The organism is Microbacterium sp. Bi98 (assembly GCF_918698045.1).
Taxonomy (GTDB): Bacteria; Actinomycetota; Actinomycetes; order Actinomycetales; family Microbacteriaceae; genus Microbacterium.
Window position 1 is genome coordinate 262,217 of sequence record NZ_CAKKLK010000002.1, and the last position, 22,040, is coordinate 284,256.

Genomic DNA, 22,040 nt, shown 5'->3' on the forward strand with positions numbered 1-22,040 from the left:
TCCCCTTCTCGCGCCCAGCCCGCCACGGTCCGCAATGCAGAGATGCGCGGGACGGATGATCCGTCCCGCGCATCCCGTGTCGATCAGAGTGCGTCGTACGCGGTCTGCAGCAGCTCCAGGTAGCGTGCGAGCCCGAGGCCCTCGATGTCGGCGACGTACGCGTCCCACGCGCCGTCGTCCGTGATGTCGCGCTGCCCCGTGACGAACTCCGCCTGGGCCTGCGTGATGTAGGTGGCGATGTTCGTCTGCAGCTCCGCGAGCTCGGCCGAGGTCTCGAGGTCGGGCCACAACTTCTCGATCGGGAAGATCACGCTCTCGTCGGGCTGGAAGGGCTCGTACTCCTGCGTCGCGTAGAGCAGACGTCGCTCGTATCCGTCGGGCGTGTAGATGTCCTCCGGCACGACCTGGGCGTTGCGGAACTCCAGCGAGTCCCAGTACTGCGACATCGAACGCCACGCGGCATTGGAGGTCTCGTCATACGTGATGGGACGGAATGTCGGCTCGAGCTCGGGGTCGAGCGCGAGGTCGCCGTCGACCGCGGGCACCCACGCCTCCCCCTCCGGTCCCATCGACGCGCGGATCTGGCCCTCGTCCGTCGCGAGGTAGTCGAGCAGCTTGATGGCCTCGATGCGCTCGTCCTCGGTCGACTTGTTGGTCAGCGCGAACGTGCCCACCGGATTCACCGGCGACCGCCACGTGGCGAGCTGAGTGCCGTCCGGACCCGCGATCGGCGCGACCGCGTCGTAGTTCTTGTCACGTCCGTCAGGAGAGTCCGCCGAGACGAACACGTACGGGTGCAGCGTGACGGCGGAGCCGAGGATCTGCGCGTCCCCGCTGTCTCCGAGCGCCTTGAGGGCGTCGCCGTTCTGCGTGAACGCCCCGGTGTCGAGCAGCCCTTCCTGCGCCAGCGACGTGATGTACTCCAGCCCCGCCCGCCAGCTGTCCGAGGTGGCGTTCAGCGCGACCTCATCGCCGTCGAGCACGAGAGGCGGCGGGCTCGAGGGTCCGCCGACCGGCGCATAGGTGAAGGCGTTCATCAGATAGTTGATGATCGGCTCCGACGCCGAGCCGCTCAGCGGCACCTCGTCGGCGGCGCCGTTGCCGTTCGGGTCGCCGTCCTTGAAGGCGCGCAGCACCGTGCGCAGCTCCTCGGTGGTGGTCGGCTGCTCGAGTCCCAGGGCGTCGAGCCAGGTCGTGTTCATCCAGAGCTTCGACGGGTAGCTGCAGTGGAAGCACTCGCTCCACTGGGTGATCGCGTAGATGTGGCCGTCAGGCGCGGTGACCGACTGCTTCCAATCGGGCTTCTCTTCGAATCGCTCGGCGAGGTTGGGGGCGTATTCGTCGATGAGGTCTTCGAGGGGCACGAGCACCCCCTGCTGCCCGTACTTGAGGATCTCATTGCGCGAGAATCCGTCGACCCACGGCACGAGGAAGTACGCGTCGGGGTAGTCGCCGCTGGCGAGCGAGATCTGTCGCTTCTCCCCCGCGACGCTGCCGTCGTAGGTCGTGGTCTGCCAGTCGAAGTCGATGTCGAACTTCTTCTCGACCTCTTGGGTGAACAGATTGTCCTTGAGCGAGCCGTTCTCGCCCTGCGGGCCGAATGCGACGAGCTGGCCGTTGTCGTCGCTCGCCGGGGTGCAGGCGGCGAGCGCCAGTCCCGTCGCGACGACGGTGACCGCCGCGATCGCGCCTCGTGTGATGCGGTGTGTCATTGCCGGAATCTCCTTTGACCGGTTCAGGTGTGCGGGTGTGTGTGGTGGGTCTGTGAGAGGAGTGGTCAGCCCTTGACGGCGCCGACCATGATCCCCTTGCTGAAGTGCTTCGCGACGAACGGGTACACGATCAGCATCGGCACGGTGGCGATGATGACGGTCGAGTACTTGAGCAGGTCGGCGAGCTCTCGACGTTCGAGCTGGGCGGCCAGGTCGCCACCGCCTCCGCCGTCGTTGAGGATGAGGATGCCTCGCAGCACGAGCTGCAGCGGCTGCAGGTCGGCGTCGCGCAGATAGAGCAGCGCGTCGAAGTACGAGTTCCACTGCATGATCGCGTACATCAGCGCGATGACCGCGAGCAGCGGCTTGGCGAGCGGCAGCACGATGGTCCAGAGGATGCGGAGTTCGCTCGCACCGTCGAGCTGTGCCGCCTCGTAGACCTCGTCGGGGATCGACGAGCGGAAGTAGACCATCGCGATGATCACCTGCCAGACGCCGATCGCGTTCGGGAGGAGCATCGACCATCGGGTGTCGAGCAGGCCGAGCGACTGGACGACGATGTACATCGGGATCACTCCGCCGGAGAACAGCATCGTGAAGACGACGCCGCCGGTGAGGGTCTTGCGCCCGAACAGGTTCGCCCGGGACAGCGGATACGCGATGGCGACCGTCCCGGCGACGCTGATGATCGTACCGACCACGGTGTAGAACACCGAGTTGCCGAATCCGCGGAGGATCGCGGGGTTGTTGAGAGCTTCGGTGTACCCACGGAGGGTGAAGTCGACGGGCCAGAACAGCACCCGGCCGGATGACACCGCCTGAGGGCTGGAGAACGAGCTGGCGACGATGTTCAGCAGCGGCAGGAGCACGACGAGCAGGAAGACCGTCAACAGCAGGTAGGCGGCGATCACGAAGACGCGATCCGCTCTGGTCTCCTTCACCTTCACCCCGGAGGCCACGGGGTCCCGTCGGCGGCGGCCGCGCCCTGAGCCCGATCCGACGACGATCTCCTCGGTGAGCAGGGGCTGCTCTCTGATCACGGTGCTCACCACAGCCCACTTCCTGTCACTCGCTTGGATATGCCGTTGACGACGAGCAGGAGCACGAGGCTGATGACGGCGTTGAAGAGTCCGATGGTGGCTCCGAGGCTGAAGTTGGCGTTCAGGATGCCGGTCTTGTAGACGTACGTCGGGATGATCTCCGACGTCGAGAGGTTCAGTGCGTTCTGCAGGAGGAACGCCTTCTCGAACCCGATCGCCATGATGTTGCCGACCCCGAGGATCAGGATGATCGTCGCTGTCGGCAGCAGGGACGGCAGGTCGACGTACCAGATCTTCTGCAGCCGTGATGCGCCGTCGATCTTGGCGGCCTCGTAGAGGGAGGTGTCCACGGACGCGAGGGCGGCGAGGTAGATGACCGCGGAGTACCCGGTGGTCGTCCAGATGTCTGTCGCCACATAGATGTGCCGGAAGAAGTCGGCGCTCGCCAGCAGATCGACCTGACCTGCGCCGAAGAAGCTCAGCGTCCGGCCCAGGATGCCCACGCGTGGAGACAGCAGCAGGATCGTCATCGACACGATCACGACGGTGGAGATGAAGTACGGCGCGTACGTGACGAGCTGGACCGTGCGGGTGAAGAACCGCAGTCGGACCTCGTTGAGCAGGATCGCGAGGATGATCGGCAGCGGGAAGCTCGCGATGAGGGTGTACACCGCGAGGATGAACGTGTTGCCGATGAGCTTGGGGAACACCGGGTTGCGGAAGAGTGCGGTGAAGTTGTCGACTCCCACCCAGGGACTCCCCCACACGCCGTCGATGGGGTTGTAGTTCTTGAACGCGATGACCGCGTTGGCCATCGGCACGTATCGGAACACGATGAACCAGATGACGGGCAGGAGCAGCAGCAGGTACAGCTGCCAGTAGCGGCGCAGGCTGCGGACGAATCGCGAACGTGCGTCGGTGCGTCGAGGACTCGGCGGCGAGATCTCGACCGGTGGTGCGTGCTCAGCACTGAGCTTCATGATCGCCCTCCCAGGGCAGGATTACTTTACGTCGTAATAAAATCACGCCGAGCCGAAAAAGTAAACGCTCGATTTCCGGTCGGCGATTTCGAGGGATCGCTTGCACGTCCATCTCAAACGTGATTTATTGACGTTGTCAAGTAACTACCGGAGGGTCTCATCCCATGACTTCCCGTGCAGACACCGTCGTCGCACTCCGCGCCGCTGGTGCCGCCTTCATCGTCCAGATCTCCGACCCGATCCCCCGTGTGCTGCACTGGGGCGCGGACCTCGGAGACCTCGATCCCGCAGCCGTCTCGGCGCTCGCCCTCACGGCCGGGCCCGCCCAGCTGAACAACTCCCCCGACATCCCGCGTGCCTTCTCCGCACTGCCCACCGAGCACGAGGGCTGGTCGGGAACCGCAGCTCTCTCCGGTCACGCGAGCGGACGCGCCACGACCCCCCGACCTCGACTCGTGGGACACGATGTCGAGATCCCGTCCGACGGCGTCGGCGGGCGCATCGTCCTCCGGTTCGACGACACGATCAGCGGCATCCGCACCGAACTCGCATATCACCTCGACCCGCACGGAGTTCTCGCGGTCGACACGTCCCTCGCACGCGACGCCGCCCTCAGTCCGCGCATCGGTCGGACCCCCTACACGGTGGGCGCCGTGCTGTCGCTGCTTCCGCTCCCCGAGCGCGCGACCGAGATCCTCGACTTCACCGGGAAGTGGTGCCGTGAGCGCTCCCCGCAGCGTTCGCCCTTCGGCTTCGGCACCCACCGTCGCGCCGCGCACCGCGGCAAGCCGGGACACGACTCGCCCTTCCTGCTCGCGGCCGGAACCGCCGGATTCGGCTTCCGGCACGGAGAGATCTGGGCCGTGCACCTCGCGTGGAGCGGTGAACAGCAGTACCTCGCCGAGCGCCTTCCCGAGGGCGCTGGCGTGTTCAGTTCGGTCATCGGAGCCGGCGAGGAGCTCCACCCGGGCGAGATCATCCTCGAAGACGGCGACCGCTACGACGCACCGACCGCGCTGTTCCTCTGGTCCGACAGCGGACTCGACGCCATCAGCGACCGACTCCACGGGCGCCTGCGCGCGCGTCCGACGCATCCGCGCTCGCCGCGACCCCTGGTGCTCAACACCTGGGAGGCGGTCTACTTCGAGCACGACCTCGAGCGCCTCACCGCGCTGATCGAGCGTGCGGCGGAGGTGGGGGTCGAGCGCATCGTGCTCGACGACGGCTGGTTCCGCGGACGCCGCGAAGCGGATGCCGGCCTGGGCGACTGGTTCGTCGACGATGAGGTGTGGCCGGACGGACTCGGGCCCCTCGTCGATGTCGTGCGTGCTCAGGGGATGCAGTTCGGTCTCTGGTTCGAGCCCGAGATGATCAATCTCGACTCCGATCTCGCGCGCGCCCATCCGGACTGGGTACTGGGTCCGGCCGAGGGCCTCGGCCCGGAATCCCGGTCGCAGCACGTTCTCGACATCGCGCGCCCCGAGGCGTACGACTACCTTCTCGCGCGTCTCGACGCTCTCGTGCGCGAGCACTCGATCGATTACCTGAAATGGGATCACAACCGCGATCTTCTCGAAGCGGTCAGTCGCGGCGGCGATGGGGACAGGCCCAGCGTGCACCGGCAGACGGCCGCGCTCTACCGCCTGCTCGACGAGCTGCGGTCGCGGCACCCGGGGCTCGAGATCGAGACATGCTCGGGCGGCGGCGGACGCATCGACCTCGGGATCCTCGACCGCACCGATCGTGTCTGGGCCTCGGACTGCAACGATCCGGTCGAACGCGTCCAGATCGAGCGGTGGACGCGCAGCCTCGTGCCTCCCGAACTCATCGGCTCCCACCTCGGCTCCGCGCGATCGCACACCACCGCCCGCACCACCGATCTGTCGTTCCGTCTGGCGACGTCGCTGACCGCGCACGCCGGCATCGAGCAGGACCTCACCGTCGTCGACGACGGCGAACTGGCGGCGATCGCCCGCTGGACCGCGATGTACCGCGAATTCCGCGACCTGCTGCACAGCGGTCGCGTCGTCAACGCGGACCTCGCGGATCCCGCGACATCACTCTCGGGAATCGTGGCCCGAGACGCATCCGAAGCGCTGTTCACCTGGAGCCGGTTCACGACATCGGCATCGGGCCAGTCCGGTCGGGTGCGTTTTCCCGGACTGGATGCCGCTGCGCCGTACACCGTCCGGATCCGCGAAGATCTCGGCGCGTCGAGCAGACACGGTGGAGACCCCGAGTGGGTGACGGCCGCCGTCGCCGTCCCGGTCGAGATGCCGGGGTCCGTCCTCGTCACCGCCGGCGTCCCCCTGCCGACGCTCAATCCGCAGCAGGCGATGCTCATCGAGATCAGGCGCGCAGACGGCTGACGGTCACACCTCCTTCCCATCCCCCGACAGAGCAGTCGAACGAGAGGAAAGCAATGAACGCACACCGACAGAAAAGGAGAGCGGCCTCGTTGACCGCGGCACTCGCCGCGACAGCGATCGTCCTCGCTCTGGCACCTGGCGCGAGCTGGGCCACCGAGGCGACACCGGAACCGACTCCGGCGCCTGAGACGACGCCGACGACGGCTCCCGCGCCGACGGACGACCCGGCACCGACCGAAGAGCCGGCACCGACTGAAGAGCCGGCACCGGAACCTGCTCCCTCGAGCACCCCGGAGCAGGAGCCACCGGCGGATGCGACGCGCACGCCTGCGGACGAGACCGAAGACGGCATCTCGAACCGATCGACCGCCCCCTACATGGGCTGGAGCAGCTACAGCATGCAGGTGTACGAAGGAGGCCAGTGGATCACCGCCGATCAGATCATGGCTCAGTCGGATGCCATGCATGACAAGCTCCAGGATTTCGGCTACGACTACATCAACATCGACGCCGGCTGGAACGGAGGCCAGGACGAGTACGGACGCCCCATTCCCAGCACGACGCTGTTCCCCGACGGGCTCGACGCGGTGATCGACCACGTGCACGACAACGGCCAGAAGGTGGGTCTGTATCTGATTCCCGGGATGAGCCTCGAGACGGCGCAGAAGGCGCTCCCGATCTACGGCGCTCCCGGCTGCACGACCGAGAATCTGCTCAAGCAGCCTCTCCAGCAGGGCGACTACTGGGGCTTCGGGTACCGACTCGACTTCGACAACCCCTGCACCGAGAAGTACATCGACTCGATCGCCGATCTGCTCGGCGAATGGGGAGTCGACTTCATCAAGTTCGACAGCGTCACCCCCGGCTCCGGAATCAGCGACCTGTCGATGGACGCCCGCGAGGAGGTCGCCGCCTGGTCGCGGGCGCTCGACCGCAACGACATCTGGTTCGAGCTCTCTTGGGCCGTCGACATCGACTACGCGGACTACTGGAAGCAGTATGCAGACGGCTGGCGCATCGACTGGGACGTCGAATGCTACTGCGGCGATGAGGCCCTGACCACCTGGGAGAACGTCGCTCGCCTGTTCCCGAGGCTCTCGGACTGGTGGCGCCACGCTGGGCCCGCAGGCTGGAACGACCTCGACTCCCTCAACGTGGGCAACGGGAAGATGGACGGCCTCACGCGCGACGAACGCCGCACCGCGACGACGCTCTGGGCCACCTCCGCGGCGCCGATGTACCTGGGCAACGATCTGACGAACCTCGACGAGTACGGGCTCGAGCTGATCACCAACCGCGAGGTCATCGCCGTGAACCAGGCAGGCGTGCCCGCTCGCCCCGTCTCGACGGCGACGAAGCAGCAGGTCTGGTACGCACTGAACCCGGATGGCACCTACACCGTGGCGCTGTACAACCTGGGCCGTGCAGACGCCGACATCACGGTCGACTGGTCCGACATCGGACTCGACGGCTCCGCGAAGGTCCGCGATCTCTGGGCCGGCAAGAACCTGGGATCGGAAGCGGAGGGCTTCACCGCCGAGAGCGTGCCGATCCACGGCGTGCGCCTTCTGAAGGTGACGCCCGCGAAGCAGGCGGCACTCACCGTCAACGACGACTCGCTGCGGGTCGGCTACGACGGGGCGTGGGTGCGCAACGACGGCAACGAGGTCCCTGCGACATCGCAGCCCTTCACCGTCGCGGTGTCCGACACCCCGGGTGGAGGCACGCCCGAACCGCCCGCCACCGGGCTGACAGTGACCCTGAACGACGACGATTCACGCATCGGCTACAGCGGGTCCTGGGGCGACAGCAACAACCGCGGGCTGGGCGACCACGGCGACGACGTCCACTACGTCGAGACGAACGGAGCGGCCTTCGAGTACACGTTCCAGGGAACCGGGATCCAGTACGTCACCGAGAAGCACGAATCGCAGGGCGAGGTCGAGGTCTACCTCGACGGACAGCTGGTCGAGACCGTCGATACCTCGCTGCCCGCGGCCGACGGGCGCCTCTCCCAGCAGGTGGTCTACGCCGTCGCCGATCTCGCGAGCGGAAGTCACACCCTGCGGGTGGTCAAGAAGTCCGGATCCTTCATGCTGCTCGACAAGCTCGTCGTCACTCTCGACAGCCAGCTGAGCACGACCTCGGGTGCGTTCAACAAGGCCGCTCCCGCCGACGTGACGGTCGATGTGCTGCGCGACCCGACCGAGCTCTCCTCGATCAGCCTCGGCGGTGAGCCGCTCGAGCGCGACGCCGACTACACGCTGTCCGGATCGACGGTCACACTGAAGTCGTCGTACCTCGCCGCACTCCCGGTGGGAGACGCGACGCTGGACTTCGCGTTCACCGGAGACCATCTCGACGATGTCCACGCCACCACGGCCGACGGCGACTCCGTGTCGTTCACGTTCCGCGGGACGGGCGTCGCGTGGCTCGGCCCGAAGGCACCCGACCAGGGAGCCGTCGATGTGTACATCGACGGCAAGAAGGTGAAGAGCGTCGACACCCACGCCGAGTCGCGCGTCTCGAATCAGACCCTGTTCGAGGCGACCGGGCTGAAGGACGGCGAGCACACGATCAAGGTCGTGAAGACGTCAGGAGACGTGCTCCGCACGGACGTGTTCCGATACACGGTCAAGAAGGTCGGCTGACCCCCGTCGGGGCGGGCCCCGTGCCCGCCCCGATGCACCGCCGACGAACCCTCTCGCGGATGTCCGCCCCCGGATGCACACTCTGCAGATGGAGATCACACTCGCACAGCCGGCGGGACTCGTCGTGAGCCCCGCCTTCAGTCATGTCGCCGTCGTCCCGCCCGGGGCCACGACGATCCACGTCGGCGGCCAGAACGGCGTCGATGAGACGGGCGCGCTCGTCTCGACGGATGCCGCCGAGCAGTCGCTCCGCGCGGTCGAGAACGCTCGGATCGCGCTCGAGTCGGCGGGCGCAGGCCTCGACGATGTCATCAGCTGGACGATCTACATCCACCAGGATGCCGATCTTCGTGCCGCCTACGGTGCCGTCGCAGCGACGCTCGCCCGTGATGGCGCCCCTCCGCTGGTGACCGCAGCCCTCGTGGCCGGGCTCGGCGTCCCGGGCGCAGTGATCGAGGTGAGCGCGATCGCCGCCGTCATCCGTGAATGACCGCGGCGCGCCGACTCAGATCCTTCCGCGCACCGGGGTCCGCTCGGCCGAGTCACCGCCCTCGGGCATGGCCATCTCCGCGCGGACGCCGAGCAGTCTGACCTCCCGGTCGTGATCGAGCGTGGCACCGAGCGCAAGTGCCGCCTCGATGACCGTCGCGCGCCGGGTGGTCGGCTCCGGCAACTTGCGGCCGAAGGTCTTGGTCTCGAACGGCGCATAGCGCACCTTCAGATGCACGCGGACGACCGGGCGCCCCTCGGCTGCGCAGTCGTCGAAGGCCTGCCCCGCCAGTTCGGTCAGCGCCGCCTGAACCTCTGCAGTCGTCGTGAGGTTCTGCTGGTACGTCATCTCGCGACTGTGGCTACGGGCCACCCATGGGGTGCTGTCGACCACGGTCGGACCGAGACCCGAGCCCAGCCCGTGGTACCAGACGCCCATCCGCGGTCCGAACTCCGCGATGAGCTCTGCCTCGTCCGCGTCAGCGAGTTCCCGGACCGTCGTGATGCCGCGGGTGGCGAGCCGCTTCTGAACCTTCGGGCCGACTCCCCACAGGCCCCGAGTAGGCCGGTCTCCCATCACGTCGAACCAGTTCTCGGCGGTGAGCCGGAAGACACCCCGGGGCTTGCCGAACTCCGTGGCGATCTTGGCCCGCACCTTGTTGTCGCCGATGCCGACCGAGCAGTGCAGTGCCGTCGACTCGAGCACCGCGTTCTGCGCGCTGCGCGCCGTCTGCTCGGGGTCGTCCGTGGTCACGCCGAGAAAGCACTCGTCCCAGCCGATGACCTCGAGCACCACCCCGGGCAGCGCACGCAGTGTCGACATCACCTCGGTCGAGGCCGACTCATACGCGTCGTGGTCCACCGGCAGGAAGACCGCGTTCTCAGGCGCCTTACGTGCCGCGATCTTCAGCGGCATGCCGGATCCGATGCCGAACTTCCGCGCCTCGTACGACGCCGTCGACACGACGGCGCGCTCCGTCGGGTCGCCCCGGCCGCCGACGATCACGGGGAGCCCTGCGAGCTCCGGTCGGCGCAGCACCTCGACCGCAGCGATGAACTGATCCATGTCGACGTGCAGCACCCAGTCGGTCATGCACCGAGTGTGGCCCGTGCCGAGCGAGTTGTCACCCCTCGGAGACGATCAGCGCATCACCGAGATCAGCCGATCGAGACGGCGATCGCGGTCGCGATCAGGGCGAGGAGCGGCAGCGTGCCCTGCATCACCGCGGCACGCGCCTTCGTGCGATCGGAGAGGATCAGCACCAGTGCGGCGGCGAGCATCATCCCCGTTCCGGCGAACACGAGAGTCAGTCCCACCGTTGTGAAGCCGATGATCACGAAGCCAACGCCGAGCAGCGCGGTCAGCGCGAGGAACAGGTTGTAGAAGCCCTGGTTGAAGGCGAGCGCCTTCGTCGTGAGGGCGTCCGCCTCGCTCGCGACGCCGAAGATCTTCCTCGTCTCGGGCTCTGTCCATCTCAGCGACTCGAGCGCGAAGATGAAGACGTGGAAGGCGGCAGCGGCCGCGGCGAGGACGAGTCCGACGATGAGCATGACTCGATCGTATCGATGTCCGCTCGCGCTAGATCAGGAAGATCGGCAGAAGCCCGGGGTTGTGGGCGTGTACGAGCACCCCGAACACCACCGCATCGAACAGCAGGTGCACCGTGACGACATAGGCCAGCGAGTGCGTCCGCATGAAGATGAACCCCTGCAGCAGCGCGAACGGGATGGTCAGCAGCGGTCCCCACTCGCGATAGCCCAGCTCCCACAGGAATGAGACGAACACGATCATCTGCAGCACGTTGGCGAGGGCGTCGGGGAAATGCCTGCGCAGCAGGGCGAAGACGGTGCAGATGAAGAACAGCTCGTCCCAGATGCCGACCGCTCCGACGCCGACGAACAGCCGGGCGATGAGGTCGGGCGAGTCCACGACCGGCCAGTTCTGATAGACGCCGCTGGTGATGAAGTAGAACGGCAGGATCAGCCAGCCGAGCACCAGGACGGCGACGAGCCAGCCCCACTGCAGGCGCCCCCACCGGCGGTGCGCCCGCCAGGGGAAGCCGATCGCCCGGTCGCGGAACACGAAGCGGGAGACGACGTACGGAACCGCCACCGCGCCGCCGAGGGCGAGCGTGAACCGCAGCATCGCGAGGTTGTCGAGCTCTGCCGCGAGCGGGATCACGCTGACGATGAGCATGCCGAGGGCGATCAGGGACAGGTCCCTGGTGAGTGAGGGCTGACGGCTGGTCCCCACGACTCGGGCGCTCTCGCGACGCGTGCCCACGCGCACCGTCTGATCCGCCGTCACCGGCAGACGGCGCTCGACGAGCCACGCGCTCCCGACGCCGAGTGCGAGCAGCGCCCAGCCGAGCCACGGGATCTGCACCACGAAGAACGCCGGCGCCGCAGCGCACACGAAGAGCGCGGAGACGACCGCCGGCCACGTCGCCGAGATGCGCTGCGCGGTGATCACGCGCGCGACTTCCGCCGATACACGAGATCGCGGATGTCTCGCCCCTTGGCGATCCCCTTGCGTTCGAATGCGGTCATGACGCGTCCATCGAATCGCTCGGCCCAGTCGCCGTCGAAGGCGCGCTCGAACAGAGGCTCCGCGTCGAGCACCTCGCGCATCTGCAGCGCGTAGTCCTCCCAGTCGGTCGCGAGGCGGAGCAGACCGCCGTCACGGAGTGCGCGAGCGGCGGTGTCGGCGAACCCCTGGCGGACGAGACGGCGCTTGGTGTGCTTCTTCTTGTGCCACGGATCAGGGAAGAAGATCCAGACCTCTGCCGCTGCCGCTTCGGGGAGGTACGACGAGAGCACCTCCGGCGCATTCGCCTCGACCACGCGGACGTTGCGAGCGCCTTCGCGGTCGGCGTCGAGCATGGTCCTGGCGAGACCCGCGCGGAAGACCTCGACCGCGAGGAAGTCGTCGTCGGGGCGGGACGATGCGGCGGCGACGATGGCGTGCCCCTGACCGGAGCCGATCTCGACGTACAGGTCCGCATCCCGCCCGTACTCGGAGGCGGGATCGAGACGCGCCTCCGGGTGCACCGAGGTCCAGGCGACATCGCGGGGCACGTCGAGGAGGTAGTGCGGTCCGAGCTCTTCGAACGCGCGCTCCTGAGCATCGGACATCCGGCCGCTGCGGCGCACGAAGGAGACCGGTTCGTCGCGGAAGGTGCGGGGTTCGGGCATGCTTCCAGGGTAGTCGGCGGCGCTGAACGCCACCGACCGCGGGTCAGGAGGCCGGTGCCGTCACGAAGTCGATCAGCTCCTCCACCCGACCGAGGAGCGCGGGCTCGAGGTCGCGGTAGGTGTGCACCTTCGACAGGATGTGCTGCCAGGCGCGACCGGTGTCCGCCTGCGTCTCGTACGGCCACCCGAATGCGCGGCAGATCCCGGTCTTCCAGTCCGTGCCCCGGGGGATCTCCGGCCATCTCGCGATACCGAGAGCCCGAGGGGTGACGCACTGCCAGACATCCACGAACGGGTGGCCGACGATCTTCACATGCCTGCCGTGCGGACCCCGGGCGACGGCGTCGGCGATGCGCGATTCCTTCGACCCGGGCACGAGGTGATCCACGAGGACCCCGTAGCGGCGCGATGCGCTGGGAGGCTCTGCGGCGAGCAGCTCGTCGAGCAAGTCGACTCCCTGCAGGAACTCGACGACGACGCCCTCGACCCGCAGGTCCGCTCCCCATACCTTCTCGACCAGCTCGGCGTCGTGCTTGCCCTCGACCAGGATCCGGCTGGGAAGCGCGACCCTGGCTCGTTGATCGGCGGCGACGAACGAGCCGGATGCCGTGCGTCGGAGGCCCTGCTCCTTCGCGGCCGGGACCGTGAGCCGCACCGGTGATCCGTCGATCAGGAACCCGCCTCCGAGCGGGAAGAGGCGCTTGCGCCCCACCCGGTCCTCGAGTTCGACGTTGCCGCCCTGCACCCGTGTGACCGCTCCGCAGAATCCGTCCTGCGCCACCTCGACGACGAGATCGAGCTCGGCGGGAACCTGCGGCACCGGCTTGGCTGCTCGTTCCCTCCAGCCGGCAGCGAGCACATCGGATCCGTACCTGTCGTCCATGCCATCCAGCGTATGTGTCTCCGCTGAGGGCGAACGGCTATCCCCCCTCGGAAGGTGTCGCGTGTCGGCCTCTGTGCATAGACTCGTGCCATGGGGCTCGGCTGCCGGTCGGAGGGAACACGATGAAGACACGGTGGCTGGCGCTGGCCGCACTGACGGCGGCGGCTGCAGCAGCCGCGTTCTCCGCATCTGCTGCCTCCGCGACCGACCCCGTGACGCTCGACTCGGGATACGTGACGGACGACGCCGACGTCCTCAGCCCGAGCCAAGAGGACGCCGTCGAGGCTCGACTCCAGACGCTCAGCGACAATTCCTCGTCCGATCTCTTCGTCGTCCTCGTCGATGACTTCACCTCGCCGACCGACAACATCGCCTGGGCCGATACCGTCGCAGAGAACAACAACCTCGGCTCCGAGCAGTACCTGCTCGCGATCGCGGTAGAGGGACGCAGCTACTACATCTCGGCAGCACCCGACGGCCCGCTCAGCGACAGCAAGCTCGACGACGTGGAAGACAAGATCCAGGGTCTGGCCGCACAAGAGGACTGGGAGGGCATGATCGTCCTCGCCGCCGACGAGATCGAGGGCGACGGCGGTGCGGGCGCTCTACGGGCCACACTGATCGTGGTCGCCGTCATCGCGGTCGGCCTGATCATCTGGCTGATCATCGCCCTCATTCGCCGCGCGCGTCGCAATGCCGCGATCCGCAGGCGTGGCGCCATGCCCGAGACGCCCGATCCGAACGATCCGTTCTCCACGCTGACCGACGAGCAGGTGGAGACGCAGGCGGGGGCCGCACTCGTGCAGGCGGACGATGCGATCACCTCGAGCCGCGAGGAGCTCGGCTTCGCCGTCGCCCAGTTCGGCGACGCGGCGACCGCCGAGTTCAGCGGAGCAGTCGAGACCGCGAAGTCGAAGATGTCCGAGGCCTTCGATCTGAAGCAGAAGCTCGACGACGAGATCGAGGACACCGTCCACGATCGCCGCGCCTGGCACATCCGCATCATCCGGCTGTGCGACGAGATCGACGACGTCCTCGACGAGAACACCGACGCGTTCGACGCGCTCCGCAAGCTCGAGCAGAACGCACCACAGGAACTCGACAGAGTCCGCGGCGAGCGAGCCGCTCTCGTCCCGCTTCTGACTTCCGCGGCTCCCGCTCTGGCCGCGCTGTCCGCCACCTACGACGCATCGGCACTGAGCACGGTGTCCGACAACCCGGCACAGGCTCAGGAGCGGGCAGCCCTCGCCGACCGCTCGATCGAGGCCGCGCAGCAGGCGATAGCGGCCGGTCGCTCCGGCGAGGCGGCGTTCGCCATCCGCACGGCCGAGCAGTCGGTGGCGCAGGCGACACAGCTGGTCGAGGCCATCAACGCGCTGGGCACCGAACTCTCCCGTATCGAATCGCAGGCGCAGGCTCTCGTCGCCGAGCTGCAGGCCGACATCGCCGCGGCACAGCAGCTGCCTGACGCCGGAGGCACGCTCGCCGCGGTCGCGGCCGCAACCTCGCAGCAGCTGCAGCGTGCGCAGGCCGACCTCTCCGGAGCATCGCGCAGTCCGCAGCGCGTGCTCGAAGCGCTCAGCGCGGCGAACACGCAGATCGACGCCGCGATCGCGGAGGGCACCCAGGCCGTGGAACGGGCGCGACGCGTGCAGCAGCTTCTCGAGCAGACCCTGACGCAGGCGGGCTCCGAGATCCGAGCAGCGCGCGAGTACATCGAGACGCGGCGGGGAACGGTCGGCTCCACGGCTCGCACCCGCCTCTCCCAGGCCGACGCGACCCTTACTCAGGCCGTGAGTCTGCGGTCGTCGGATCCCGAGACCGCGCTCGCAGAAGCAGGACGCGCGCTCGAACTCGCCCGGCAGGCCACCTCATCCGCCCAGGCGGATGTCGCGGCTATGAGCCCGAGCCGCTATGAGAGCGGATGGGGCGGCGCCGGCGGCAGCATCTTCGGCGGCGGCGGATCAGGCTCCGGCGGTTCCGGCCTGGGTGGCGACATCCTGGGCGGCATCATCGGCGGTCTGCTCTCGGGCGGCGGCGGAGGTGGCGGCTCCTCGCGCAGCAGCAGCTGGCGTTCCAGCGGTGGCGGCGGGTTCCGCAGCTCCGGTTTCGGTGGAGGCGGCGGCAGCCGCTCCAGCGGCCGCAGCGGCCGTTCGGGAGGGCGACGCTTCTGAACCGCACACCTATCGACCCCAGACATCGAGTCCGACCCTCTGAAAGGAACCACGCATGACCAAGCAGTCCATCTTCGGACGTATCTCGACCCTCGTCCGCGCGAACATCAACTCGCTCCTGGACTCTGCGGAAGACCCGCAGAAGATGATCGACCAGCTCGTTCGCGACTACACGAACAGCATCGCCGACGCCGAGTCGGCCATCGCCGAGACCATCGGCAACCTGCGTCTGCTGGAGCGCGACCACGAGGAAGACGTCCAGGCCGCCACCGAGTGGGGCAACAAGGCTCTCGCCGCCAGCCGCAAGGCCGACGAGATGCGCTCCACCGGCGACGCCGCCGATGCCGACAAGTTCGACAACCTCGCGAAGATCGCTCTGCAGCGCCAGATCAGCGCCGAGCGCGAGGCGACCGGGGCCGAGCCGCAGATCGCCGCTCAGACCGAGATCGTCGACAAGCTGAAGTCCGGCCTCAACGGCATGAAGGACAAGCTCGGCGAGCTGAAGAACAAGCGCAGCGAGCTGCTCGCCCGCGCCAAGGTCGCCGAGGCTCAGACGAAGGTGCAGGATGCGGTCTCCTCGATCAACGTCCTCGACCCCACCAGCGAGCTGGGACGTTTCGAAGACAAGGTCCGCCGTCAGGAGGCCCTCGCCCAGGGCAAGATCGAGCTCGCGGCATCCAGCCTCGACGCTCAGTTCGAGAGCCTCGAAGACCTCGGTGAGCTCACCGAGGTCGAGGCTCGTCTCGCCGAGCTGAAGGCGGGCGGCTCCGCCCCTCGCCAGGCCATCGAAGGCTCCTGACACACCTGCGGGTGCCTCGGATCCTCGCGTCCGAGGCACCCGCTCCTCTTTCTCAGCTGGAGGCACCCATGGTGCGTTTCCTCGTCGTCCCGCAGTGGCAGGGCTCCCCCGCCGCTCGCGCGATGCTGCTCGTCGACGGCGCCTCGGCGATCGCCGGCGACCTTCCGCGTGCCGCGACCACGGTGCTCGATGTGCCGGTCGAAGCCGGTGAATCCCTCGGCACCGGCGTCCGCCGACTCAGCGCTCTCCTTCGCACCCGAGAGCTCGTCGAAACCGGCATGACCGCCGACACCGTGATCATCGGCGGCGACTGCAGCGTGACCGTCGCCGCCCTGGCGGCTCTTCCCGGCGGAACCGACGACCTGGCCGTCGTGTGGTGCGATGCCCACGCCGACCTGCACACGCCGGACACCTCACCCTCCGGAGCGTTCTCCGGCATGGCGCTCCGCGCGGTACTCGGCGACGGAGAGCCTCAACTCGCGCTCTCGCCCGGGATCCCCCGCGATCGGGTGGTCACGGTGGGCATGCGCAATCTCGACGACGACGAGGTCACCGCCCTCGACGGCCTCGCCCAGCTCTCCGTCGACGATCTGGAATCGCCCGACGCTCTCGCCGACGCGGTCGAAGCGACCGGCGCGCGCCGCGTATGGGTGCACATCGACGTCGATGTGCTCGACCCTGCGGAGATCGCCGGCGTCTCCTCCCCCGCACCGTTCGGACTCTCGCCCGCGAGTCTGAGCACCGCGATCCGCGCACTGCGGTCCCGTGTGCCGCTGGCGGGCGCCACCATCGCGGGGTTCGCCCCTCGCTCACCCGCTGACGCGGTCGACGACCTCGGCGCGCTGCTCCGTCTCGTCGGAGCCGTCGCATGACGTCCGACTGGCGGCCGGCCGCCGAGCGCGCTGTGGCTCGCGGTCGGAGACTCGACCGCCGGATCCCCGCGTTCCTCCTGCGTTCGCCGATCAGCCGGATCGGCTACTGGTGGGGCACGTCCGTGGGCTGGATCTGGGGGTCCCTGTGGAGCACGGGTCCCGTCGAACGCCGATCGGGCCTGTGGGTGTTCCAGGGGATGCCGAACTGGACGTTCAACCGCGGCGGAGTGTGCGTCGGCGGCTGCTTCCTGACGGGTGACGCCCGTCCGAGCGACGCCGTGCTGCGCCACGAGGCGGTGCACAAGGCGCAGTGGCTGCGCTACGGCATCCTGCTTCCGGTGCTCTACCTGTTCGCGGGCAGGGATCCGCTGCGCAACCGCTTCGAGATCGAGGCAGGCCTGGAAGACGGCAACTACGTCCGCCGCAGCAGGTCGCGGCCGTAGAGCGCGGAAGCGCTCAGCGGTCGACGGGCAGCAGCCCGAAACGCTCCGGAGCGTGGATCTGAGCAGGCTGGATCTCGAGGGCGCCCGTCAGGTGCTCGACGATGTCAGCCGTGCCGAGGAAGCCTCCGAGAAGGGTGACGTGGGTGTCGAGCTCGTCGTCGCAGAGCATCTCGTCTGCCCACGCGCAGGTCGCTCGGGCGAGAGCCTCGCCGGGTGCGCACGCTCGCCCGCTTCCCGGTGCGCCCGATCGCTGGGATCGAGCGAGCCACGTGACCGTCATGCGTCCAGGGGCTTCGATCACGCCGATGTCGGACGCGTCGGCGACCTCGATGAAGATCCGACCCGACGCGCACAGCGGCAGAGTGGCGAGGAAGACCTCGAGCTCGGCGAGCGAGTGCTCGTCGGCCGTCACCAGGTGGTGAGCACGGCGACGTGCGGCGCGGCGCTCGGCACGCGTGCTGCGGGTCTCGAGGAAGGTCTCCATGATGCATCCATCATACAGCATATGAAGGGTTGCCTAACCTTGCTCGGGGACTTCTTCCACAAGTGCGCGTCGCAGAGCCTCGAGTTCCTGGTCCGTCATCCCGTTCGCGCGCAGGTAGCCGGCGGCCGAACCCCAACGTTCGTCGACCTGCTCGAGCAGCGCCCGCATCACCGGTGCCGGCGACTGCGTCGCCAGAGCGACGGCGTGCACCGCCTGCGGATGCTGCGACCTCAGGTACGCGGCGATGCGCTGCGACCGCTCGGCGGGCAGCAGCGACTCCGTGAGCGCGTAGTCCGCGACGATCGCCTCACGGTCGGCGCCCGCTGCGGCGAGCGCGAGCGCGACGGTCACCCCGGTGCGGTCCTTGCCGACCGTGCAGTGGACGAGAGTCGGCTCCCCCTCGGCGATGATGCGGATCGCGGCGACGAGCCGATCTCCGCTCTCCTCGAGCAGGTGCAGGTAGAGATCCTCCAGGCTCGTGTCCGTCTCGAAGAACGACCGCACGGATCCGAGGAACAGCGGAAGGTGAGTGGTGTCGGGACCCTCGATCTCGGTCGGCTCTGCAGCGACCTCTTCGCCGTCGCGGAGATCGACGATGTGAGCGACGCGGCGACGGACCTCGTTCACCCCGGCAGTGGTCGCCGCCGAGAGCTGGCCGGATCGCAACAGCACGCCCGAACGGATCCGACCACCGTCTGCGAGCATCCCTCCGACGTCGCGGAAGTTGTTGACCCCGTCGACCTCGAGAACGCTCATGCCTGCGCCTGCGCCTGCGGCGAGCGCGGCGGAACCGGGTATCTTCCGGCGATCACGACTCGGTTGAAGGCGTTGATCGAGATGCAGGCCCAGCTCAGTGCCGCGTACTCCTTCTCGGTGAACACTCCACCGACCCGGTCGTACACGTCGTCGGAGATGCCCTCCTCGGAAATGAAGGTGAAAGCCTCGGCGAGCTCGAGCGCGGCTTCCTCGCGGTCACTGAAGACATTGCTCTCGCGCCACGTCGCGATCTGCATGAGCGTGTCGGTGTCGATGCCCGCCTTGAGCGCGCGATCCACATGCAGACGCGTGCAGTAGCTGCACCCGTTGAGCTGCGACGAGTGGATCATCACGATCTCCTTGAGCCGATCGTCGATCCCGTTGGCTGCGCAGATGTCTCCCACGGTGCGGGCGAAGGCGTCGAGCGCCTGGTAGGCCGCCGGCTCGGTCTTTGAGAGGTGCACTCGCGTCTCGCTCATGGCTCAATGATATTCCGTTGTGCACTCAAGCTGGCGAGCCGCTCACAGGAAGCGAGAATGCAGAGCGCGAAATGACAGCGCCGATTTAATACCTTTTCGCCAAGGGTGAGCCGGGTTACGGCAAACATAATGCTCCCGCATTTCCCCACCACCCTCGAAGCAGAGCAGAATATGCAGGTGGCGATCGACACCAGCGAGTTCAGCTATCTTCCCGCACAGGCGCAGACGATGGGGGTCTCCGAACCGTCCGTTCGACGCGTGACGCTGCCCCTGCCGGACGGCCGCCAGGTGAGCGCGCTGCGATTCGGCGACGAGGCACCTCGAGTGACACTGCTGCACGGCGCCGGTCTCAATGCGCACACGTGGGACACGACGGTGCTCGCGCTCCAGCAGCCGGTGCTGGCGATCGACCTCGCCGGTCACGGCGACTCGTCGTGGCGCGACGACCTCGATTACACCCCTCGCACTCTCGCCCTCGACGTCGCCGCGGCGCTCGACGCCTGGACGGACGCCCCGCAGCTGGTCGTGGGTCACTCGCTCGGCGGCCTCACCGGCGCAGCTCTTGCCGCTGCCCGTCCCGACCTCGTGTCGGGGCTGATCGTGGTCGACATCACCCCGGGCATCGACACGTCCGCCGGGCCCGCCGCCCTACGCGAGTTCTACGCCGGCCCCACGGATTTCGAGACGCGCGACGAGCTCGTCGACCGCGCGATCACGTTCGGGTTCGGGGGCGCCAGGTCTGAGACCGAGCGGGGCGTGTTCCTGAACACCCGCGTGCGCGCCGACGGCCGCGTCGAGTGGAAGCACCACTTCGCGCACCTCGCGGCCCAGACGCTCGCTGCGCACGACCGCGGCGACGTCTCGGCGCCGTCCGCACTTCACACCACCGGCTGGCAGGATCTCTCGCAGACGTCGGCACCCCTCACGCTCCTCCGCGCGATCGACGGCTTCGTGACCGCAGCGGATGCGCAGGAGTTCGCCGATCGTCTGCCTCAGGCCCGCGTGGTCGCTGTCCAGGCCACCCACAACGTCCAGGAGACCGCGCCCGGGCAGCTCGCCGCGGTGATCTCGTCCTCGCTCCCGCCGCACGGAATGTGACGTTCCGTTCCACATTCCGCCCTCACCCACCCGACACATCCCTAGGCTCGATCCATCGGCACACAGCAACTGCCGCACCGAGAGGAAACAACCCATGTTCCGACGTACGCGACGACTCGCGCTGATCTCCGCCATCGCGGCGAGCGCCATCGTCCTCACCGCCTGCGCGGGTGCCGTAGAGCCCGAGACCACTGAGCCCGTCGGAGAGCCCGATCCGGACGCGACGCTCCAGGTGGGGCTCGTCCTCGAACCCACCAATCTCGACATCCGTCACACCAGCGGCGCAGCCCTCGAGCAGATCCTCATCGACAACATCTACGAGGGTCTGATCAGCCGGACGCAGGAGAACGAGATCGTGCCCCGCCTCGCCTCGGACTACGAGGTCTCCGACGACGGACTCACTTACACGTTCACCCTCAACGAGGGCATCACGTTCCACAGCGGAACCGCACTCACCTCGGCCGACGTGGTCGCCTCGTACGAGGCCGTCCGCACGGACGCGACGCTGCAGGGCAACGCCGAGTTCGCCTCGGTGGCCTCTATCACCGCCCCGGACCCCGCGACGGTGCAGATCGTGCTCACGGAGCCGAACCAGAACTTCCTGTTCTCGCTCACCGGGCCTGCGGGTCTCGTCTTCCAGACGGGCGACACGACCGACCTCAAGACCGCCGAGAACGGAACCGGCCCCTTCACCCTGACTCGGTGGAACAAGGGCAGCGCCATCACCTTCGCCCGCAACGACGCCTATTGGGGCGAACCGGCGGGAGTCGCCGAGGTCGAGTTCCAGTACATCCCCGACTTCACCGCCGGAGTGAACACCGCTCTCGACGGCGGGGTTCAGGTTCTCACAGCCGTCGACCCGAATCTCGCCCCGCAGCTCGAGGATTCCGGCGACTTCACCCTCACGACCGGCCGCACCACAGACAAGGCCACGCTCGCGTTCAACAACGCCAAGGCGCCTCTCGACGACGTGCGGGTACGCGAGGCACTCCGCCTCGCGATCGATCACGAGGCTCTCGTCGAGGCCGTCGGTGCGGGATCCACCCTGTACGGACCGATCCCCGAGCTGGACCCCGGTTACGAGGACCTCTCCGATGTCGTCTCCTACGATCCGGAGAAGGCGAAGGAGTTGCTTGCAGAAGCCGGCCAGGAGGATCTCGAGCTCACCCTGACGATCCCCAGCTTCTACGGAACGACGGTCCCCAAGGTGCTCATCTCGGACTTCCAGAAGGTCGGCGTCACCCTCGATGTCGACTCCGTCGAGTTCCCGGCCTGGTTGGAGGACGTCTACACCAACCACGACTACGACCTCAGCTTCGTGCTGCACGTCGAGCCGCGTGACTTCGGCAACTTCGCGAACCCCGACTACTACTTCGGCTACGACAACGCCGAGGTGCAGGGCCTGTACACCGAGGCGCTGGCCGAGGTCGATCCCGACAAGTCCGCGGACCTGCTCGCCGAAGCCGCGCGCATCGTGTCCGAGGACCACGCGGCGGACTGGTTGTACAACGGTGCGACCATCACGGCCGTGAGCCCGCTCGTGACCGGCTTCCCCGAGGACTCGATCAACTCCCGCATCAACCTGGCCGGGGTGACCGTGGCCACCGAGAAGTGAT

20 protein-coding genes are annotated in these 22,040 nt (G+C 67.8%); 9 read left to right on the forward strand and 11 right to left on the reverse strand.

Going from position 1 to position 22,040, the window contains the following annotated elements; genetic code table 11:
* Positions 1–83: 83 nt before the first annotated feature.
* The 3 genes from LQZ85_RS05050 to LQZ85_RS05060 all read right to left on the reverse strand — a co-directional run bounded on the left by LQZ85_RS05050 (position 84) and on the right by LQZ85_RS05060 (position 3,732).
* The gene (locus tag LQZ85_RS05050; protein ID WP_053095713.1) at positions 84–1,712 is read right to left on the reverse strand and encodes an extracellular solute-binding protein; all 1,629 of its coding nucleotides are present in this window, start codon (positions 1,710–1,712) and stop codon (positions 84–86) included.
* Between the two features lie 65 nt (positions 1,713–1,777).
* Positions 1,778–2,761, reverse strand: coding sequence for a carbohydrate ABC transporter permease (locus tag LQZ85_RS05055; RefSeq protein ID WP_230100627.1), 984 nt, complete (start codon positions 2,759–2,761; stop codon positions 1,778–1,780).
* Positions 2,758–3,732, reverse strand: coding sequence for an ABC transporter permease subunit (locus tag LQZ85_RS05060; protein WP_230100628.1), 975 nt, complete (start codon positions 3,730–3,732; stop codon positions 2,758–2,760). The genes LQZ85_RS05055 and LQZ85_RS05060 overlap by 4 nt, the downstream gene beginning before the upstream one ends.
* Before the next feature lie 164 nt (positions 3,733–3,896).
* Here LQZ85_RS05060 and LQZ85_RS05065 point away from each other — a divergent pair, with 164 nt between their 5' ends.
* From LQZ85_RS05065 to LQZ85_RS05075, 3 genes are all read left to right on the forward strand, one after another.
* Positions 3,897–6,101 (forward strand): alpha-galactosidase, encoded by a 2,205-nt coding sequence (locus LQZ85_RS05065; protein WP_230100629.1) that lies wholly within the window; start codon positions 3,897–3,899, stop codon positions 6,099–6,101.
* An 89-nt stretch (positions 6,102–6,190) separates the two neighbouring features.
* The gene (locus tag LQZ85_RS05070; protein ID WP_230100630.1) at positions 6,191–8,752 is read left to right on the forward strand and encodes a X2-like carbohydrate binding domain-containing protein; all 2,562 of its coding nucleotides are present in this window, start codon (positions 6,191–6,193) and stop codon (positions 8,750–8,752) included.
* A gap of 88 nt (positions 8,753–8,840) precedes the next feature.
* The gene (locus tag LQZ85_RS05075; protein ID WP_056279023.1) at positions 8,841–9,242 is read left to right on the forward strand and encodes a RidA family protein; all 402 of its coding nucleotides are present in this window, start codon (positions 8,841–8,843) and stop codon (positions 9,240–9,242) included.
* Positions 9,243–9,257: 15 nt separating this feature from the next.
* Here the strand turns inward: LQZ85_RS05075 and LQZ85_RS05080 are convergent, their stop codons facing one another.
* From LQZ85_RS05080 to LQZ85_RS05100, 5 genes are all read right to left on the reverse strand, one after another.
* Positions 9,258–10,334, reverse strand: a complete 1,077-nt coding sequence (locus LQZ85_RS05080; RefSeq protein WP_230100631.1) for a DNA polymerase IV — start codon at positions 10,332–10,334, stop codon at positions 9,258–9,260.
* A 65-nt stretch (positions 10,335–10,399) separates the two neighbouring features.
* Positions 10,400–10,792: a DUF1304 domain-containing protein gene (locus LQZ85_RS05085; RefSeq protein WP_056278330.1), complete on the reverse strand. Its 393-nt coding sequence runs from the start codon at positions 10,790–10,792 to the stop codon at positions 10,400–10,402.
* A 28-nt stretch (positions 10,793–10,820) separates the two neighbouring features.
* On the reverse strand, positions 10,821–11,714 hold the full coding sequence (locus LQZ85_RS05090; protein ID WP_056278327.1) for a CPBP family intramembrane glutamic endopeptidase: 894 nt from the start codon (positions 11,712–11,714) through the stop codon (positions 10,821–10,823).
* Positions 11,711–12,436: a tRNA (guanosine(46)-N7)-methyltransferase TrmB gene (gene trmB / locus LQZ85_RS05095; RefSeq protein ID WP_053095707.1), complete on the reverse strand. Its 726-nt coding sequence runs from the start codon at positions 12,434–12,436 to the stop codon at positions 11,711–11,713. Before trmB ends, LQZ85_RS05090 begins: the two co-directional genes overlap by 4 nt.
* Before the next feature lie 43 nt (positions 12,437–12,479).
* Positions 12,480–13,319 carry a DUF3097 domain-containing protein gene (locus LQZ85_RS05100; RefSeq protein WP_056278323.1) on the reverse strand — a complete coding sequence of 280 codons (840 nt, stop codon included), beginning with the start codon at positions 13,317–13,319 and terminating at the stop codon, positions 12,480–12,482.
* A 122-nt stretch (positions 13,320–13,441) separates the two neighbouring features.
* On the opposite strand from LQZ85_RS05100, the gene LQZ85_RS05105 reads away from it, so the two are divergent.
* From LQZ85_RS05105 to LQZ85_RS05120, 4 genes are all read left to right on the forward strand, one after another.
* Positions 13,442–15,493, forward strand: coding sequence for a TPM domain-containing protein (locus LQZ85_RS05105; RefSeq protein ID WP_056278320.1), 2,052 nt, complete (start codon positions 13,442–13,444; stop codon positions 15,491–15,493).
* Between the two features lie 55 nt (positions 15,494–15,548).
* Positions 15,549–16,292 carry a PspA/IM30 family protein gene (locus tag LQZ85_RS05110; RefSeq protein WP_053095704.1) on the forward strand — a complete coding sequence of 248 codons (744 nt, stop codon included), beginning with the start codon at positions 15,549–15,551 and terminating at the stop codon, positions 16,290–16,292.
* 68 nt (positions 16,293–16,360) lie between these two features.
* Positions 16,361–17,164: an arginase family protein gene (locus LQZ85_RS05115; protein ID WP_056278317.1), complete on the forward strand. Its 804-nt coding sequence runs from the start codon at positions 16,361–16,363 to the stop codon at positions 17,162–17,164.
* Positions 17,161–17,607, forward strand: coding sequence for a hypothetical protein (locus LQZ85_RS05120; protein WP_053095702.1), 447 nt, complete (start codon positions 17,161–17,163; stop codon positions 17,605–17,607). The genes LQZ85_RS05115 and LQZ85_RS05120 overlap by 4 nt, the downstream gene beginning before the upstream one ends.
* A 13-nt stretch (positions 17,608–17,620) precedes the next feature.
* Here LQZ85_RS05120 and LQZ85_RS05125 read toward each other — a convergent pair whose 3' ends face one another.
* The 3 genes from LQZ85_RS05125 to LQZ85_RS05135 are packed head-to-tail and all read right to left on the reverse strand — an operon-like array spanning position 17,621 to position 19,326.
* Complete coding sequence (locus LQZ85_RS05125) at positions 17,621–18,091, reverse strand: SIP domain-containing protein (protein WP_056279021.1); 471 nt, start codon at positions 18,089–18,091, stop codon at positions 17,621–17,623.
* Positions 18,092–18,124: 33 nt separating this feature from the next.
* Positions 18,125–18,847 carry a tyrosine-protein phosphatase gene (locus tag LQZ85_RS05130; RefSeq protein ID WP_056278314.1) on the reverse strand — a complete coding sequence of 241 codons (723 nt, stop codon included), beginning with the start codon at positions 18,845–18,847 and terminating at the stop codon, positions 18,125–18,127.
* Entirely contained in the window at positions 18,844–19,326 is a 483-nt protein-coding gene (locus tag LQZ85_RS05135) for a carboxymuconolactone decarboxylase family protein (RefSeq protein ID WP_056278311.1), read from the reverse strand. The genes LQZ85_RS05130 and LQZ85_RS05135 overlap by 4 nt, the downstream gene beginning before the upstream one ends.
* 171 nt (positions 19,327–19,497) lie before the next feature.
* Here LQZ85_RS05135 and LQZ85_RS05140 point away from each other — a divergent pair, with 171 nt between their 5' ends.
* Together LQZ85_RS05140 and LQZ85_RS05145 are read left to right on the forward strand one after the other, a co-directional pair.
* Complete coding sequence (locus tag LQZ85_RS05140) at positions 19,498–20,424, forward strand: alpha/beta hydrolase (RefSeq protein WP_056278309.1); 927 nt, start codon at positions 19,498–19,500, stop codon at positions 20,422–20,424.
* A gap of 94 nt (positions 20,425–20,518) precedes the next feature.
* Complete coding sequence (locus LQZ85_RS05145) at positions 20,519–22,039, forward strand: ABC transporter substrate-binding protein (protein WP_056278307.1); 1,521 nt, start codon at positions 20,519–20,521, stop codon at positions 22,037–22,039.
* Position 22,040 lies beyond the last annotated feature (1 nt).

Excerpts from the sequence above, each read along its gene's own strand:
- LQZ85_RS05050 (WP_053095713.1), bottom strand. The coding sequence starts at position 1,712 with ATGACACACCGCATCACACGAGGCGCGATCGCGGCGGTCACCGTCGTC.
- LQZ85_RS05060 (WP_230100628.1), bottom strand. The coding sequence starts at position 3,732 with ATGAAGCTCAGTGCTGAGCACGCACCACCGGTCGAGATCTCGCCGCCG.
- LQZ85_RS05065 (WP_230100629.1), top strand. The coding sequence starts at position 3,897 with ATGACTTCCCGTGCAGACACCGTCGTCGCACTCCGCGCCGCTGGTGCC.
- LQZ85_RS05075 (WP_056279023.1), top strand. The coding sequence starts at position 8,841 with ATGGAGATCACACTCGCACAGCCGGCGGGACTCGTCGTGAGCCCCGCC.
- LQZ85_RS05080 (WP_230100631.1), bottom strand. The coding sequence starts at position 10,334 with ATGACCGACTGGGTGCTGCACGTCGACATGGATCAGTTCATCGCTGCG.
- LQZ85_RS05085 (WP_056278330.1), bottom strand. The coding sequence starts at position 10,792 with ATGCTCATCGTCGGACTCGTCCTCGCCGCGGCCGCTGCCGCCTTCCAC.
- trmB (WP_053095707.1), bottom strand. The coding sequence starts at position 12,436 with ATGCCCGAACCCCGCACCTTCCGCGACGAACCGGTCTCCTTCGTGCGC.
- LQZ85_RS05100 (WP_056278323.1), bottom strand. The coding sequence starts at position 13,319 with ATGGACGACAGGTACGGATCCGATGTGCTCGCTGCCGGCTGGAGGGAA.
- LQZ85_RS05105 (WP_056278320.1), top strand. The coding sequence starts at position 13,442 with ATGAAGACACGGTGGCTGGCGCTGGCCGCACTGACGGCGGCGGCTGCA.
- LQZ85_RS05110 (WP_053095704.1), top strand. The coding sequence starts at position 15,549 with ATGACCAAGCAGTCCATCTTCGGACGTATCTCGACCCTCGTCCGCGCG.
- LQZ85_RS05115 (WP_056278317.1), top strand. The coding sequence starts at position 16,361 with ATGGTGCGTTTCCTCGTCGTCCCGCAGTGGCAGGGCTCCCCCGCCGCT.
- LQZ85_RS05120 (WP_053095702.1), top strand. The coding sequence starts at position 17,161 with ATGACGTCCGACTGGCGGCCGGCCGCCGAGCGCGCTGTGGCTCGCGGT.
- LQZ85_RS05125 (WP_056279021.1), bottom strand. The coding sequence starts at position 18,091 with ATGGAGACCTTCCTCGAGACCCGCAGCACGCGTGCCGAGCGCCGCGCC.
- LQZ85_RS05130 (WP_056278314.1), bottom strand. The coding sequence starts at position 18,847 with ATGAGCGTTCTCGAGGTCGACGGGGTCAACAACTTCCGCGACGTCGGA.
- LQZ85_RS05135 (WP_056278311.1), bottom strand. The coding sequence starts at position 19,326 with ATGAGCGAGACGCGAGTGCACCTCTCAAAGACCGAGCCGGCGGCCTAC.
- LQZ85_RS05140 (WP_056278309.1), top strand. The coding sequence starts at position 19,498 with ATGCAGGTGGCGATCGACACCAGCGAGTTCAGCTATCTTCCCGCACAG.
- LQZ85_RS05145 (WP_056278307.1), top strand. The coding sequence starts at position 20,519 with ATGTTCCGACGTACGCGACGACTCGCGCTGATCTCCGCCATCGCGGCG.